Source organism: Paraglaciecola algarum (assembly GCF_021532655.1).
Taxonomy (GTDB): Bacteria; Pseudomonadota; Gammaproteobacteria; order Enterobacterales; family Alteromonadaceae; genus Paraglaciecola; species Paraglaciecola algarum.
This window is the reverse complement of record NZ_JAKGAS010000006.1, coordinates 83,321-99,888: the sequence shown is the minus strand read 5'-3', so window position 1 is coordinate 99,888 and position 16,568 is coordinate 83,321. Positions and strand designations below refer to the sequence as shown.

Annotated in this window: 7 protein-coding genes; all 7 read left to right on the top strand. The window is 39.5% G+C overall.

Translation table 11 applies throughout. The annotated features are described in order from the left end of the window. Nucleotides 1-58: 58 nt before the first annotated feature. The 7 genes from L0668_RS12130 (at nt 59) to L0668_RS12100 (ending at nt 16,183) form a co-directional block, all read left to right on the top strand. Complete coding sequence (locus tag L0668_RS12130) at nt 59-640, top strand: sigma-70 family RNA polymerase sigma factor (RefSeq protein WP_235312900.1); 582 nt, start codon at nt 59-61, stop codon at nt 638-640. Further along, nucleotides 637-2,427 (top strand): LamG domain-containing protein, encoded by a 1,791-nt coding sequence (locus L0668_RS12125; RefSeq protein WP_235312899.1) that lies wholly within the window; start codon nt 637-639, stop codon nt 2,425-2,427. Before L0668_RS12130 ends, L0668_RS12125 begins: the two co-directional genes overlap by 4 nt. Before the next feature lie 250 nt (nt 2,428-2,677). Further along, nucleotides 2,678-5,386 carry a chondroitinase-B domain-containing protein gene (locus L0668_RS12120; RefSeq protein ID WP_235312898.1) on the top strand — a complete coding sequence of 903 codons (2,709 nt, stop codon included), beginning with the start codon at nt 2,678-2,680 and terminating at the stop codon, nt 5,384-5,386. A gap of 94 nt (nt 5,387-5,480) precedes the next feature. Continuing rightward, nucleotides 5,481-8,603, top strand: coding sequence for a TonB-dependent receptor (locus tag L0668_RS12115; protein ID WP_235312897.1), 3,123 nt, complete (start codon nt 5,481-5,483; stop codon nt 8,601-8,603). Nucleotides 8,604-8,865: 262 nt separating this feature from the next. Continuing rightward, nucleotides 8,866-11,370, top strand: a complete 2,505-nt coding sequence (locus tag L0668_RS12110; protein WP_235312896.1) for an endo-acting ulvan lysase-like protein — start codon at nt 8,866-8,868, stop codon at nt 11,368-11,370. A 35-nt stretch (nt 11,371-11,405) separates the two neighbouring features. Beyond that, complete coding sequence (locus L0668_RS12105) at nt 11,406-13,142, top strand: BNR-4 repeat-containing protein (protein ID WP_235312895.1); 1,737 nt, start codon at nt 11,406-11,408, stop codon at nt 13,140-13,142. Nucleotides 13,143-13,378: 236 nt separating this feature from the next. Next, nucleotides 13,379-16,183: a family 78 glycoside hydrolase catalytic domain gene (locus L0668_RS12100; protein WP_235312894.1), complete on the top strand. Its 2,805-nt coding sequence runs from the start codon at nt 13,379-13,381 to the stop codon at nt 16,181-16,183. Nucleotides 16,184-16,568: the final 385 nt, after the last annotated feature.

The window sequence follows — 16,568 nt, the reverse complement described above, 5'->3', positions numbered from 1 at the left end:
TATAGTATTTTTCATTTCTTACTTCTATGAACACACTACAATTTGGCTGAGAGTACGAGTGCCTTCAAATAAAATATTAACAAAACAGTCACAATCTGACCTTGTATCAAATAAGCAGGGAAGTTCAGCTGTATTCGTTGAATTATATGAAGCAGACAAAAATCGTCTATATGCCTATATCTTCGCATTTGTTTTAGATCATGCGGCGGCTGATGATATTTTCCAAGAGACGAGCTTAATTTTGTGGCGAGAGTTTAGCCAATTTGAATTAGGCACTAACTTCTCTAAATGGGCAAATGGCATCGCTTTTAATGCTATTCGTAATTTTCTACGTGTAGGTAAAAAGTATGCGTTAGATTTAGATGATGAGTTGCTTGAAACACTGTATCAAAATAGTAAGACTGAAAATCAACTCGCTGATAATAAACAGGAAAAATGGTCGCAGTTACAACATTGTACAAGCTTACTACCCACCACATTAAAAAATATCTATCGCGCTTTTTATGTGGACAATTGCAAGGCTGAAGAAGTTGCCAAGCAAACAGGGCGTTCGGTACATGGTATCCGTAAATCGGTACACAAATTACGCAAGAGTTTATTTGACTGTATTGAAAGTAAACCTTCAGTAGGTAAACAATGAAACGAAGTGAACAATACCAAGAGATAAGAACACTTACTGATGCGGTTATTGATAAACAAGCAACCGACGCTGAAGTTAACCGACTAAAACAATTACTTGCCTCAGACAAAAACGCCCAAGATTTTTACTTTGATTATGTTGGCGTGCATACGCGTTTAAAAGATTCTGCGGCACAGAATATTGAATTTGTGTATCGCCGATTGACTGAAGAAGAATTTATTATGCGCCCCGCAGGTCATTCAGAACAAAAAATGGATAACAAGCAAGGTCGTATTCTACCAGCAGATAACATAAGTGATGTCGAGCCACCTTTTATAGAATCACCTTTTATAGAACCACCAATTAAAGGATCACCAAGCAAACCGATTTCAATCAGTACTCTAATGAAATGGCTTACGGCTATATTACTATTTTTTGGCATACTCTGGGCTTTTATCAGCTGGTTTACTCATGACTCCGCTTCACAGCATTTCCGAGCGTTATTGTTCAGTGGTGTGGTTACTACTGGCGAATTTGGTCAAATTAACGGTAATGAGTTACTGGCGGGTGAGTATCATATCAAGCAAAAATCTTCCATTGGCTTTCTAACCGGCGAAACCATAAATTTAGCTGAAGACTCGGTTATTACCTTGTTTAGTAATGACAAGGTAGAACTTAAACAAGGCGCAATCTCAATTATATCAGTACCCAACAATAGCATTGAATTACGTACTGCACATATCACCCTACATTCTAACGGGGACTCGTTGTCGGTTGACCTTAGAAATAGCCAGACAACCATAAAAAGCGGTAAACAAACGCTATTTTCACCAGACCGATGGCGGCCAAAACATTATTGGTCATTTGATGGTAAGAGTGACCGTGCAATAGATTTTGTCGGTAATGCCGATGGTGTTGTGTATTCAGGGGCCTCACGAGTTCGGGGCCTAGTGGGAGATGGTGCTTTTTTATTTGATAATAGCGACGATACTCGTTTAAACCTTGGAAGTGGAGGTGGCTCTGCGTTGGGGACTGGGTCTTTTTCTGTTACCGACGGGGTGACGATTGAAGCACTAGTCAAACCTTTGTATTCAGGAAGAAAATGGGAAAGTGATCATATTTTTAGAAAGGGGCAAACTGATGGTCAATTTCGAATCTTGTTAAGTTTTCAAAATGACGAAGGTAAAAATTACCTGCGTCCTGAAGGTCAATTTAAACAGAGCCTAAGTTTTGGCCTGTTTATACTGGGTCATGGTTATCATGAATTAAAACTTCCTCTGGATGGCCTCAGTGGTAGACCAACTTTAAGCGAAATCAAAGATGGGAAATATCATCACGTCGTAGCAAGTTATAATGCCGTCACTGGTGTCAAAGCTATTTATATTGATGGCAAAAAAATGGCCTTTTATCAATATCCACCAGGTTCTAAAATGCTTAGTGGTGGGTCTGGTCAAGCGAATATTGGTAACTCCCCCACTTATCCACAGGATCAACATCATGGTAAGCAAGGTTACAATATAGAAACAAGTGGTGAAATTTCAATAGAACCACTAACCAGAGGTGTTGTTGACAGGCATGGTGCCGCTTTTAATGGGGTGATTGATGAAGTGGCCTTTTATGATTTTGCCTTACCTGATTTTATGGTGCAAAACCACTATGAACAAATACAACAAGGTTATAATTATTTTGGCTTAACTCCTAACGCCAAGCGGTTACCGCAAAAGATTAAACTCCCATTACCAGCATTAGCCATTATTCAGCTAGAGCCTTCTACAGGTCTGCCAAATCACATCACAAGTCAAAAATGACATGGCCGCTCTATAATTTTTATCGCAACACTTAGACGACCATATTTGTTAAATACATATTTCCCAAGTATCTCGCCACGTCATAACCAACCATTTAATTAACATTTAAAATCATTTTTTAACCTTTCTTTAAAGATTAGGGTAGCAAATTCTAACCCCTCTCAATTATTCATGTAAGCGACAAACTTTTCGCGAAATCAACGGCTGCAATACAGGCTGTAAATTCAAAAAATAAAAGGAAAGTAGACACATGTATAAAAAAATATTTGCACTTTCTGCACTTTCTCTTGCTATATCAGCATGTGGGAATAGCAGTGGTGATAGCAATAGTGATCTGGTGGGAGACCTAAATATCACGGGCACCGCTGAATATGGATCATCTTTGACCGCATCTGTAGTTGAACCTGACGGTTTAACTGGTGCTGTTACTTATACTTGGCAACGCAATTCAGAGACCATTCCTGGCGCCACGGGGAAAACATACGAAATACAAAAAGAAGATTTAGAAGCGACTATTCGCGCACATGCTAAATATGTGGACGATAAAGGTTTTAATGCGGTGATTGTTTCAGATCAAAGCAACCAAGTACCTATTGTTAATTTTGAAGGGAGTGTGGCGATTGATGGAATTGCGCAGCAAGGACAAACACTCGAAGCAATACCTTATGATGACAATAAAGGCCTAGATATCACCAGTGCCACGTTTACTTGGTATGCCGATGGCGTTGAAATTCCAGATCAAATAAGTCGTAAATTTACTGTGCCTAGAGACGTTATCGGTCAAAAACTCAGTGTGACAGCCGTATATACCGACCGCCATGGTTTTGTTGAAACTGTCACCTCAGGAGAAACTAGTGAGGTGATTAAAATTAATAATACGCTGGGGATGGTTGTACTTTCGGGTGATAAAACAGAAAAAGTGTTATTACAAGTTGGCCAAACATTAAAAGCTAATATAGATGATTTTAACGAAGTTGGCACTGAGCCAACGTATACTTGGTATGCTGACAATACTGTCATTGCCGGCGAAAACCAACAAACCTACACTTTGGTTGAAAGTGATATAGGTAAAGCCATATCTGCACAAGCTGTGTATGTTGATGGTGATGGTTTTTCTGAAGATGCTACTTCAACTGCCTCTGAATCGGTCATTGCGCGTCCTGGAGGTACTGATAATGCAGCCTCTATCGCTTATTCAACAGCTACTCCTCTTGTTAATACAGAAATAATGGCAACCGTTACTGATGCTGATGGACTACCCGATGATGTTTTTTATCAATGGTCAATTAATGGCGAAGTGGTTTCAAATACCAATGCTTATACACCAGTGTCAGCAGATGCCGGTAAGGAGCTTAGGTTAGTTGTCGATTATACGGATAATATTGGTTTTATTACCGTAGTTGATGAAATTATCGATATCGTATTTACCAAGGTTGTTAGTAATAAAACGGAATTAGAAACAACAATAAACTCTTTAGAGGAAGGTGATGTTGTAGGTCTTGCACCTGGTGATTATCATTTCCCTGATGAAGCGCCAGTGCACTTTGATATTACTCAAAACAATATCACCTTAAGTAGAACAGCTGAAGCTGTCAATGCAGATGATAGTGCAACAAATACAGAAAAAGCAGCACTTAGCGGTAAATTTTGTTTAAGTGTTAATAACAGTGCTTCAGGCACATCTTATGAGGATGGCGTCAAGTTAACTAACTTACTTTTAACTGAGTTTGACCGTTATTTAGTTAAAGGCGTTAAGTGTAACGATGTAGGAGGCTCTAGTAATGCGATTGTTGTTTTCAGTGCGGATTATGTCACGCTAAGTCATAACGAATTTTTAAATGATGCCATTACGGGTACTTCTCCCAATGAAAGCCATTGGATATATACAGAAAGCACTCATGCACATATTTCCCGAAACAGCTTTAACGGTAGAAACCTCGCCAAGAAAAACTTAAAAGGCGGCATCCTTAAGTTTAAATCCCTTGATACACCACTTAATCACATAGTCGAATACAACTACTTTGTTAACTATGAAATTGGTAGTAGTGCTGGTGTGGGTAACTCAGCATATATTGCACGCTTTGGTAACGCGGGCAGTAACAGCCAACTTGTGGGCAATATCACCTTTCGTTACAACTTATTAGATAAAGTCGATTCACGTCTACATATTCTTAAAATTAATAGCAGTGGCGCTAAAGTCTATGGCAATACCTTCCTAGATAATCGCGGCGGCGTAATTTTAGAAACCGGTGAAAATGGTAATGTTAGTTATAACCTGTTTATCGGTGACAACACCAATGACGATCAAGGCGGTCAATCAGGCGTGGCAGCAAGCCCCCATGGCCATACAGTGAAAAATAACTACATAGTGGCGATTAATACCGCAGGTTATGAGCGTGGTCCGCTGATTTTAGAAACCAGCAGTCAAGATAGTAGTGCCAATAGCGGTAAAAACACCTCAACCTTTATTAACAATACACTCGTTAATACCAAACAAGCCATTGTATTTAGTAATCACAGAAAAGATAAGTGTGAAACTTGGGGTGGTGAGTTACCGGTTTATTTAGGCGCCCTTGAAAACAACTTAGTGGTGTCTAACTTTGATGCCGGCGAAAAAACTAACGAATTGACGTCAACCAAGTTTGATTTAGGGGGCACAGGTGCCATCAGAGAAGGTTGTTTCTTTGATACTCATATGAAAGTCACCTTTAACAATGAACATTATTATTCCGACACGATTATTGGCGATAAGAAAACGTTTTTGCCTGGTGCCGGTGTGATATTCGACGCAGCTGCCAATGCTGAAGTTGCAGTGGATGAAGAAGGCTTCGTTATCTATAACGGCGCTGATCAAAACGTAGGGGCAGACCCAAGTAAATTATATCGCATTCAAACATCAGAAGTAGGCGTTGGCTCAACTTGGGAATGGGATATTTTACTACCAGGTTTAAATGATTAACGCATTCTTTTAATTAATCAATATTGCAGAGTTTTTAGTCATTAAAGCTGTGTGACTACGAAACAAAAGAAGAAATACATTTGAGAAGAATAATATGATAAACGAAATAAACTCCTTAAAAAATGTGAAACGATTAACGGGTTCTGCATGTTTAGCACTCGCACTATTTGCACCGACAGTTGTGGCGCAAGAAGTTAAAAGTGCCTTAGAAGTAAAAAAGCAAGCTCGCCAAGAAAAATTAGATAAAGAAAAAGAAGCCATTGAAACGATTGAAGTTTCCGGTACCCGTGCTTCGTTAGAATCGGCATTATTCACTAAACGTAGTGCCAATACTATCGTTGATGCCATATCATCAGAAGACATTGCCAACTTACCTGCATTGGATTTAGGGGAGGCCCTTCAGGCCATACCTGGCGTACAAGTTAACCGCGAAAGTGAACGACGTGAGTCTAAAATCAACTTACGTGGTTTACCTGGTGGTTTTGTTAAAGTAACCGCAAACAACCAATCATTTGCCACCCCCACTAGAAGTAGTAGCCCTCAAGGATCATCAAACCCCTTTGGCGCATTTGAATCCGCTGTATTCGATGGGGTAACAGTGGTCAAAGCGGTGACCGCAGATCGTCAAGCCGGCGGTATTTCGGGTATTGTGGATAAAAAATTATCAAAAGCCTTATCAAGACCAGAAAGAGCCCGTTTCAACCTAAGTTTAGGCACGCGTTACGAACAACTTAATGACTCATTTGATGAACAATTTGCGTTTGCTGGTAGCCAACACCTTATTAAAGATAAGTTAGCTTATGCTTTTAAAATTGCGGGCTCTGAGCAAAACTTTCGTCGTGACTCAATATTAACCCGTAAATACACCGCATTAAATTCCGTAGTATTTCCAGAGTTTAATGACTGGAAGGAAGCAAATGGGCTAAATGTTGAAGATATTGTGCGTGTACCTAACGAAGTAAGGCAATTAATCGAGTACAACAGCGGCGATAGACTGTCTTTCACCGGTAATATCGAGTGGAAGCCTACCGAAGACTTAAAACTAGGTACCAACTTATTGTACTCAAAACGTAAAATGGATGACAATAAATTTGAACAAATACAAGCCGTAGCAGATATTTCAACAGATATTAGTCGACAAAAAGCCGGTGTTTTTGTTACTCCTACTTCTGCTCCCTATTTTGCAGGACTCGGTGACAACGGCGAAAATGTATATTCTGTTCAAAACGTTGACATGCAAGGTGTGACTTATCTTCCGGGTAACCGTATTTTTAATATGGGTGAAGAAACCAAAGGGATCTTTTTGTATGCCGACTATATGACAAATGATTGGGAAATTGGTGGGGTAATTTCATATTCAGAAGCTGAAAGCTTATTTAACCAAACAGGCATAGACGCTCGATTAAAAGCCGACACAAACAAAAATCCAACAGGTGTAACTTCAACGATTCATACCGGTGGTGGGAATTTAGACGATTTCTTATTTACTATTGAAGGCTGGGAAAATTTAGATTTAGACCAAAAGTTTGTGCATCCGACGTTAACGGGAACCACAGTAGGACGATACCAAACCTCTCTAAATGCGCCTGATTTTGATAAAGCGCAAGGGTTCTATGTATTAGGAGCCGTTGATAACCCACAACGAACTATGGAAAGTGCCGAATTAAATGTGAAACGTTATGTAGAGTTTTCGGTATTCGATGATAGTTTTCAAATAGAGTCAGTAAAAGCTGGCGCTCGTTATCAGTTAGAAACCTTAGATAATAGAGTACAACAAAACTCACCGGCTGGTATCAATGTAGATAATATCAGCAATGATATTTTATTAGATAACCCCATTTATACAGGTTCAACCGATTACTTTAATGGGAAATTACCTGGTTACAATAAACCCCTAGAAGGTTGGCAGACCTTTGATGTAGAAGGTGCGGTGCAAGCCTTACAATGGGGTATGGATTTGCATGAGGGAGCGGTACTTATTCCAGAAAGCGGCTTTATCCGTAAAGAACATAGGTACACTGGTGAAAATATCGAATTTGCTAAAAATTTCTCAGTAGAGCAAGAAACCTTAGCTGCTTATTTTATGGCTAACTTTGTTGGTGAAATTGGTGATGTTTTTTATTCTGGTAACTTTGGTTTACGTTACGTTGAAACAAATAATGATATAGCTGGCTTGTCATATAACCAGAGGTATGAATATAGCCCTAAACTGGATCTTGATGGCAATCAAGAGCTAGATGCTGATGGTAATCCAGCCACAACGCGCGAGTTAACTTATAAAATTACCGATGAATATGTTGATAACTCCTATAACTACCTATTGCCTTCGTTAAATATTGCGGCTGAAATTACCGATGATATTGTGATCCGTGCTGCATATTCAGAAGGTTTTGTTAGGCCTAACTTACGAGCTCAAAACCCTAGTACACTATTCGAAGAGTCTGACTCTAGAACGAGAGTTGATTTACAGGGTAGCGCGGTAAAACCATATGAAGCAGACATGTATGACCTGTCAATCGAATGGTATAACCGAAAAGGTAGTGTAATTTCAGCAGGTATCTTTCAAAAAGATATTTATGGTTCATTTAAGCGCAGGGAGTTATGTCCAGAAGGCCCTAATGCAGCTGAAGCGTACGGCATAACAGAAGAACTATACCAAGTTGAAAGAGAAGGTGGTGGATTTGATTGTTATTCTACTGAGTTTGATAACAATGGTAACGCCCGCCAAGTCGATATTAGAGAATACTACAACGGCGAAGAAGATATCTCGGTTTTGGGATATGAGTTTATTGTTCAACAGAAATTAGATTTCTTACCTTATCCGTGGAATGGATTTGGTGGCCAAGTGAACTTCTCTTATGTAGATAATGACCGTGGTGAAGTAGAGCTATATGGAATTTCTACCACCTCATATAACCTGATTGGTTATTACGAAAACGATGGGCTTAATATTCGTTTATCTTATAATTATCGTAATGCTTATGAGTCAGAAGGCGGTAATAGCTTTGGTGGTTTAGACAATAAAAATACCGAAGAGCGTGGCCAACTTGATATGTCAGCAAGATACAGAATTACAAAAAACCTATCAGTATCGTTACGTGGCTATAATTTAACGGATGTTATTTATAAAGAATATATTCTAGATGACCCAAGAGCCATTAGCCGTATCAACTATGACGGCAGAACCTACTCAGCTTCAATAAACTACAACTTCTAATTGTAATTTGAGTAAGTTCTTCATTGAAATCGGCTGTATATTTACAGCCGATTTTTTATACGAAGACCTAGGTTGCCCACATGATAGTTATAAACTTTACTTTCTAGACATGTGTTTTCTAGATATGCGTACTAAAGGCAATCCGCTCTTCTAAATATTTATGCTTTAAGGCATTCAAAAAAATCTCAACCAAGGGTACTAATTATCACAGTTTGGTGACTATTCTTGGCGAGTATAAATACAAAAAATAAGGATTCCCCTAGTGTCTACATTCTATAAACAATGCGGCATATTACTTTTGGTGATAACCACTGTTTTTGCCAATAATGTGTTGGCTATAGATCGCCCTTCTATATGGGTAACAGCGGCAGATAAACCCGTTATTTTTAATAAAATAATGAATAATGAATGGGCAAAAAAACGTTTTGTTCAATTGCAGAATCGCACCGCAAAAAAAGCCCCCAAATTAAATCGTGATAGAAAGAAAAGTCTAAGTCAGTTTCCGCTTGATTGGGACAAAGACACGGGGAAATTTCCTGCCTTTATCAAACAGGCAAGAGGTTATCCAAAGGAATCCCGCAATATCCTTCAAAGTGCTCTACAAGATGGTGTCGATTGTGGTGTACTGTATTATTTAACCTCTGATAATCAGTACGCTAAATGCGCCGCCGATATATTACATACGGTTGTGCAAGGGCTTAATAATACCGAACTCGATACTAGTCTAAAGGGGCGTTATGGCTGGATCATGCCAGACGATCATTTGTTAGAGTCACGCATTTATGCCGCACAAATCCCCATTATTTATGACTTTGTTTACAACTACTTAAAAGCCGGCAATGACGTTTATGATGTTTATTTAGATGATTATGTTGAATTTGATTTTGCCGCGGCACAAACCGTATTTAAAACCTATGCCCAGCTAACACTCGATGTGGGGTTAATTAATAACAACTGGCCTGTGCTCGAATCCCCTAGCCTAGTGCATAATGCACTCGCTATTGATGATGAAAATATTCGCAATAAATATTTATCCTATTACTTATTTGAAGAGACTAAATACCAAGACTCACTGACAAAAGTGGCGAAAAGCTATGTTAACGCCGGTGATATTTGGCCTGAGTCATTAAATTATTCGATGACGGTGGCTAACTGGAGTTTGTATTTAATGACGATCCTAGATCGTATTTATCCCCTTGAGTTAGGCAATAAATTTCCAAATATAGCCAGTGCGTTATTAACCTATAAACAATTGCAATTTCCGAATAATGAATATCCATCATTTGGTGATGGTGACAGGCGTTATAAGTCAAGTTACCCTGATTTAGAAATTGCATATTTATCTGCCACATTAAATAAAAATCAGATGCTTATAGATGTTTTTGCTAATGAGTTAAAAGCAGGAGTTAAAAGTAAAACCTATAAGCGCGATAAGATATCCCATACTTACGGCAGCGCTTCTATTTATCACTCACCTCTTGAATTATTATGGGCGGTAGCTGATTTAGGCGATAAACCTGTTACCGAATTTGTGGCACCGAGAACCGTCGATATTCCCTTCGCAGGTATTTTTATACAACGTAATTTAGAAACGCTAAGAAATAAAAAATATAACGGTTTAATGGCCATGATAGGTGGTGCCAGTTATGTGCATGGACACGCTTCTGGCATTGACATGGAGCTCTATGGCCGTGGGCATGTGTTGGGCATAAATGCTGGCAAAGCCGATTACTCTGCAGATGTACATAAAAATTACCATCGTATTTTTGCAGCTCACAATACTGTAATCAGTAATGGCGCAAGTGCCAGTAGTGGTAAAGACTGGGTGGGCTTAGGCATGAATAAAGTACAAAAAGAAGCCATGGAGCCTGAGCCTAGACAACCCGCGGTGAGTCAGAATTATTCTTTTGTAACCGCAAGTTTTCATGATGAATTTAACTTACTAAAAGAAGCCCATCATCAGCGTACCACAGCCTTAATTCGATTAGGTGATACAGATGGCTATTATATTGATATTTTTAGAGCAAAATCGGATACCCCTGAACAATATCATGATTACCTTTATCACAATAAGGGGGATGAAATAATTGTTAATAATCAAGGACAAGCAGTCAGTTTTAAAGACGATATCCAACGCTTTTCAGCCTCAAAAAAATTATCAAGCACCCGTACAGAACATCAACACCCGGGGTGGCATTTTTTTACCGACATTAAAACTTCATCAGTGATCAGTAATGGCCTAGATGTGCAGTTTAAAGCCAATGCCTTGAAAAAAGATCCCGTCACTATGCATGCCTTTGTGGTAGAAGGTTTAGATGTCAGCATTAGCAAAGCTTTGTCACCTAATAATAAGAGTGAGAATAAACCTTACAATACTAAACCTATTCCGCTAATGGTCTTACGTCACCAAGGAGATGCTTGGGTTAATCCATTTGCAGTCGTTTATGAGCCCAAAGAAAGTCAGAAAAAACCTACCATTCGGTCAGTAGAAAGGATCATGGATAAGGGGGAGTTTAAAGGTTTACAGGTACACGCTCAGGTGGGTAAACGTAAAATTGAACAGTTTATATTAATCCAAGAAGAACTTAACGAAAGGTATCTAAACCCCAATCTAGGCATCGAATTTACCGGTCACTTTGCCGTTATTACATTGGAAAACGGTCAATTAGCAGAACTGTATATAGGTCAAGGCAACCAACTCACTTACCAAGATGACACGTTAAATGTGAGTGATGGTAAAAAGGCCGCTTATAAAGATTTTGAGTAGAGAAACCACTAAGTTTTAATAAGGTGATATAAACAATGATAATAAAAAAGATATTTGTTGCATCCATAGTGGCCAGCAGTTTTATTACTGTAATCGCCGCTCAGGCACAAGATACGCTAACCAACACTGATGCCAAAGAAATCGGTAGAATTGATGGCAGTATACAAATCTCCATGAGCGAAGCAGAATTTCTTAAAAAGCGTGCAGCGTTGATCATCAAACATTCTCATCACGACAGAACCTTTGCCGCGTTGCAAAAAGCGATGGAAGCTGAAGATACCTTAAGTGGCAAGTTTTGGCGTTGGAAAATAGATCAATATTTGTATGGTCAATACACTGAGTTTCAGCCGATTTATGATGCTTACAAACAAGGGAGAGCATTTGTCGATATTTACCACATGAGCGATGACCCGTTCATAGACTCAGCAAAAACAGCACCTAAACATCACACACTGCCAAAGGGGTATTTTTCGGGCTATCTTCCCATGAATCGGTCACCTGGTGATAGCCATTACCGTGATGGAAAAATCTATATTGCTTACGAAGGGCATCTAACCGATCCTTACATTACCAGCTATGATGTCGAAACTCACAAATGGCAAGGGCCATACAAAGCAGGACATAATACTCTTTCTAAAAATGGCAGAAAGGCCGATGGCCACGGCAACCCTACCATGCAGCAAGATAATGATGGTTACTTTCATATTACTTTTGGTGGTCATGGTGGCGAAAAAGAAGACGGTTTAAATCCGCTATCGATTGACACAGCTCATGCTGGCGGTCGATTTACTCATGTTGTTTCTGACCAACCAAACGACATTAGTAGCTTCTCTTCTAAAAATGACGTTTCACCGTTTGCCTCTTATGCCCAAAGTGTCAAAATGCCCAACGGTGATATGTATTTTTTCACACGAGCAGGTACGCATAAATCCCCCTGGATTTACTACAAGTTGAAAAATGGCAACACTAGCTTTGAACCACCAGTAATCATCACTTGGCCAACCCCCCGTATAGATGACCCTATCATGGTCGACATGTTTTATATCAAAACATTCAAAACCAATGACACCGATATCCTTGTCACCATGATGAACCACCTGTGTAACTTCAAGGAAATTCACACCAGTAGACATGACGACCGCTTTAATGCTTATTACATGAGGTTAGATACAACTACGGATACTTTCTACAATGTCAAAGATGAGCAGTTGACGCTTCCCATCATAAAAACCACTGGAGACAAACATACCTTGGTCTACGACTCGATCAAAGTAGGCACAATTGTCAATGACACGCTTGGTTTAAAGATGCAAAACGGTAAACCGGCAATGAGCTACGAAATACGCCTGCCAGAACCGCGTCATTGGAAAATGGCGACTTTCGATAATGGTAGCTGGACAACAGATCAACCCATGCCAGGAACGACAGTTTGGACGCTGAAAGACAACAATGGTAAATCCATTAATAAAATCTTTGATTTACAACAACTCACTTCTGACAGCAAAAAAGCGACTGCAGCGGTCATCTACCGAAACGCAAAAAGAGAAACCGTATTTGCCATTGCAACTAGCAATAAAAAAATAGGTGTGGTTGGGCAAGACTGGCAAGTTAAAACCGACCACCTTGTGCTTTTAGGCGCAGGCATGAAGATGAAAGCCGTTCGAGACAAAAAAGCAAATGGTATTGGGGTTGTTGTAAATATCAGTAAGGGTAAAACCCGTCGCCTGTACTTGTGGCATGACGGTAAGATCCGCCCACGGAACAATTTTTAAGAAAAAAAAGCACTAGGGGTATCAATTGTAGTTATTTCATGACTTATCTTATGAATAGTTAAGCAAAAAATTACTTCTTTCTAAGAGCGAGTGGTTTATGTGCACATGCTTTACGAGAATGCTCTTTGGGCTTAACGAGAGTGCTCTTTGGGTTTAGCGATAAATTGCCTTTGTCGCTAAGTTTTATTAAAAAATTATATTTAGTTAAATCTAATAAAAAGATCAGGAACAATGACATGGGAATTCCATCAGTTAATAACAAAATAAGCCGCTTGCTTCAGGTGGTTGTGATTACCATTACACTCTTTTCATGTGGGAAAAACCAGGGTGTTAGTCATGCACAATCAACTAACTCTTTGGCTCCTATTCAGCTAAAAGTAGGCGCTGGTGCCATAAACCCTGTTGGTTATTATGACCCTGCACCTAGCTTTTCTTGGAAAATACCAGCCGACTCAACGGCAACATTTCAATCTGCCTATCAAATCCAGGTAGCTTCAAGCTTGGATTCACTCAAGAATAAAGCCGATTTATGGGACAGCCATAAAGTACTGACAGATAGTAACGCTTGGATCAATTACCAAGGTACGCCCCTCACCTCTCGGCAAATTGTATACTGGCGTGTACGATACTGGGATGAAACCAATCAGCAGAGTGATTGGAGCCCAATCAACATATTTGAACTCGGTTTACTGGACAATACGCAGTGGCAGGGGGAATGGATACGCCACCCTGATACGGGCGAAACCATTACCTTCAAAAAAGGCACAAGCAAAGAGTTTTCCAATACATTATACCGTCCACAATACTTACGCACCCAATTTAGTGGAAAACCCAATGTGCAAAAAGCTCGACTTTACGTTACTGCCAAAGGAGTGTTTAAACCCTATTTAAATGGACAAGCGATTGGTAATGATACCATGACACCAGGCTGGACGCCCTACAAACAACGTATAGAAACCCTCACCTATGATGTCACCGATAAAATCCTAACGGGTAACAATGTACTAGGCGCCATATTAGCGGAAGGCTGGTACACAGGCCGTATTTTATCGCCGCAAAAACGTGATGTACCTGCACCTTATTTTTTAGCTCAATTGGAAATTAGCTACGATAATGGTCAAACCCAAGTGATTACCTCTAACAAAGATTGGCGCGCTACTCATAACGGGCCGATTCAAATGGCGGGTAACTACGACGGTGAATTCTACGATCAGTCAAAAGAAATGCCAGGCTGGGCTGCAGCCAATTTTGACGATAGTAGTTGGAATACCGTTATCACCCAAACCATAGATCCTAAGGTGGAACTTGAACCAAAACGTCATGCGCCTGTCCGTAATATTAAAACCTTACCTGCACAACAACTTGTTAGTCAAAACGATGGGGCGATTATCTTCGACATGGGCCAAAATATGGTGGGTGTACCTAAAGTAAACATTCCTGTCATCAAAGGCCAGAAAGTACAATTACGTTTTTCTGAAGCCCTAGAGCACGATAAGTTTTATGTTAAGAATTTAAGATCAGCAAAAGTCACCGATTATTACTTACCCAGCCAAACTGGTATGACTGAATATCAGCCCACTTTCACCTTTCATGGCTATCGGTATGTGGAAATAAGTGGCCACGACACATCTAAAACACCAAGCACTAGTTGGATAAAAGCCGTAGTGCAACATTCTGATTTTGACGTCTATGAAAATTTTGAATCGTCACACCCTAAGTTAAATCAGTTACAACGCAATATAACCTGGGGGTTACGTAGTAATTTTTATGATATCCCACTGGATTGCCCACAACGTGATGAACGTTTAGGCTGGACAGGCGATGCACAAGTATTTGCCGCGCCCTCTATGTATATGGCAGACGTGTATTCATTTTGGTCAGCATGGCTTAAGACTGTACGTGAAGAGCAAGCCGACAATGGCCGTGTCCCTAACTTTATTCCCACCAAACAAAACAAGCATACCAAAGGGGCGTCATCAGGCTGGGGGGATGCAGTCACCGTCATTCCTTGGGAGCTATATCAACTAACAGGTGACAAACGAATTTTAGTTGATAATTTCGAGATGATGACCAAATGGCTCGATTATCACAAAAGTCAAAGCAAAGATTACATCTCTAACATGCAATCATTTCAAGATTGGTTACAACCCTTCCCTGAAGGTGAGGGCCGAGCAGGACGCCGAGGCGACACTGATAAGTCACTAATATCGACGGCTTACTACGCTCGATCTGTTGAATACACAGCCAAAACCTCAAAAGTATTGGGTAAAACCGAATTAGCTCAGCAACTTGAACAATTACATCAACAAATAAAAACAGCTTATCGACAGGCTTTTTACGACAACGATTTAAAGGTAATTAAAGGTAGTTCTACTCAAACAAGTTATTTATTACCTTTAGAGTTTGAGTTATTTGACTCAAATGAGAAAGAAGTGGCGCAAAAACACTTACTCAATGAGTTTAAAGAATCGAAGCATCATTTAAGAACTGGATTTTTAGGGACTCCTCTTTTAGCTCCCGTCTTACAAAAGATGGGAAAATCTGATCTGATGTTTGAACTGTTATTCAAAGAAACCTATCCATCTTGGTTTTACTCAATCAATAATGGTGCAACCACAACCTGGGAGCGTTGGAACTCTTACTCGTTGACCGAGGGCTATAATAGTGAAAGTATGAATTCACTCAATCACTATGCTTATGGCGCAGTAGCAAAATGGTTCTATCAAGGTATTTTAGGCATAAAACCGCTCGTACCAGGTTTTAAAAAAATCAGCGTTGAACCTCAATTTAATACAAAGCTAACCTCTGCCAAAGGTCATTACCAAACTCCTCAGGGTAAAATTTCAATCAATTGGGAGCTCAAAGGCACGCATATAACTGTCGACTTAACTATCCCTAAAAATACCCAAGCAGAACTAAATTTACCGACGATAAAAAATTTGGTGATTAGGCAAAACAACCAACCAATACTTTTTTCTGATCCAATACCGAAATTATTACCGGGTCGCTACCTAATTACAGGCGAATCCATTTCTCTTTAAACAGAATGAAAATCCGCATAAAAAACAGCATCTTAGATGCTGTTTTTAATTCGATGCAACTGAAAGACAAGTCAAACACACAAAGCGCTAATAAACGATATCAAACGGCAGTGCCTTCGTTAGCAGGCTAAAATAGGCATAACAATCAACAAAGTAAGTCAAAATTTTAAGTATCTGGGAATATATATCCAAATTAGAGGTATCAATTTTTATAAATCATGCCTTTTCTTAATATCTAGGTGCATATAGTACTTAAATTCAATCAGTACCTAGATGCACAGTTTTATGTGCTTAAAAAATTTTGGTACACGGGAGTAACTCTCTCTCCCGCTTTTGCTTAGCGGCAAATAATATTTGTCGCTAAGCCTTTTTAATGTTTTTTGAA

Excerpts from the sequence above, each read along its gene's own strand:
- L0668_RS12100 (WP_235312894.1), top strand. The coding sequence starts at position 13,379 with ATGGGAATTCCATCAGTTAATAACAAAATAAGCCGCTTGCTTCAGGTG.
- L0668_RS12125 (WP_235312899.1), top strand. The coding sequence starts at position 637 with ATGAAACGAAGTGAACAATACCAAGAGATAAGAACACTTACTGATGCG.
- L0668_RS12105 (WP_235312895.1), top strand. The coding sequence starts at position 11,406 with ATGATAATAAAAAAGATATTTGTTGCATCCATAGTGGCCAGCAGTTTT.
- L0668_RS12115 (WP_235312897.1), top strand. The coding sequence starts at position 5,481 with ATGATAAACGAAATAAACTCCTTAAAAAATGTGAAACGATTAACGGGT.
- L0668_RS12120 (WP_235312898.1), top strand. The coding sequence starts at position 2,678 with ATGTATAAAAAAATATTTGCACTTTCTGCACTTTCTCTTGCTATATCA.